We start from the raw sequence: 1,293 nt of genomic DNA, 5'->3' as shown, positions 1-1,293 counted from the left end.
ACATTATTAATCGCTTTACCAATGTTTGTTGCAATATCCCCCCGTTGATACAGCTTCCCTGTCGCACAAACGGTCGCTTCTGTCGGGCCGTAAGCATTCAGTATGCCGTTGTGTTGACTGAAATATTCAAGAAAATCGGAAGAAGGTGATTCGCCGGCGGTCACTAATAATTGTAGGGAAGGCAACTGAGCGCCCGTTAATAATTTCAGTATGGCAGGGGGTAAGGTGGCTATTTCAATGTTTTCCCGCTGAATCAGTTTTTCAATTGCGGCGGGGACATTACGTTCTGTTTCGCTACAAAGGTAAATTGTATGACCATGAAACAGGCTGAGGAATAACTCGAAAACCGAGGCGTCAAAAACATAAGCGGCAAACATTAAGGCTTTTTCTCTCTCTGTGGCATCAAAGATTTCTGCCTGTGCCGCCACCAGATGAGTCACATTTTTGTGCTCAATCATGACGCCTTTCGGCTGGCTAGTGGTGCCTGAGGTATAGATGATATAGGCCAAATCGGAGGATTGGTTTACCGATGCCGGATTGTCCACGGGCTGGCCTGTGGTGATTGTCGGGTCATCCGTTGCTATCAGTATCGGCTGTTTCACGAGTGCCTGACTGTATGCCGTCAACGTTATCAAGTGTCGCTGTTGGGTCAATATGCAGGAAGCTGCCGTGTCAGCCAGGATAAACTGGACTCGTTCTGGCGGGTATTCTGGCGAAATGGGTACATAAGCGCCCCCGGCTTTCAGTACCGCCAAAATACTGATGACCATTTCCAGACTGCGGTCAAGGTAGAGGGCGATGGGGGTATCCGCTTGCATGGGGACATGATGGTGTGGCTGACAGCGTTCACGGATCACATACGCCAGCCGGTTTGCCTGTTCGTTAAGCTGGCGGTAGGTCAGGGATTCGCCTTCAAACACTAGCGCCACGTTATCCGGTGTCCTTTCCACCTGGGCTTCAAACAGTTGTTGCAGGGTTTTATCCTGCGGGTAAGGCGCATCGGTCTGATTCCAGCGGTGCAGCAGGGTATGGCGCTCCTGAGCAGACAGGATATCCAGCCCGGCCAGTGATTGTGTCTGGTCTGCCACGAAGGCTGCCAGCACCCGCTGATAAATCTCCGCCAGTCTCATGATGGTGACCTCGGCAAACAGGCTGACGGCGTAATTCAGACACCCGGTAATATCGGTTTGCCCGTCGGATAAAAACAGGCTCAGGTCAAACTTAGCGGGGCTGTATAACGGTTCATCCCGTGTCACCGGTCTGAACGGCAGACGGCTGTCTGGCGGGTTTTCT

1 protein-coding gene is annotated in these 1,293 nt (G+C 51.7%); it reads right to left on the bottom strand.

Going from position 1 to position 1,293, the window contains the following annotated elements:
- A partial coding sequence (locus Phpb_RS26605; RefSeq protein WP_240492421.1) for an AMP-binding protein occupies nt 1-1,293 on the bottom strand: 1,293 nt, incomplete at both ends.

The organism is Photorhabdus namnaonensis (genome assembly GCF_001684335.1).
Lineage (GTDB): Bacteria > Pseudomonadota > Gammaproteobacteria > Enterobacterales > Enterobacteriaceae > Photorhabdus > Photorhabdus namnaonensis.
Note: the sequence above shows the minus strand (reverse complement) of the source record. Positions and strands in the feature narration are given on the sequence as shown.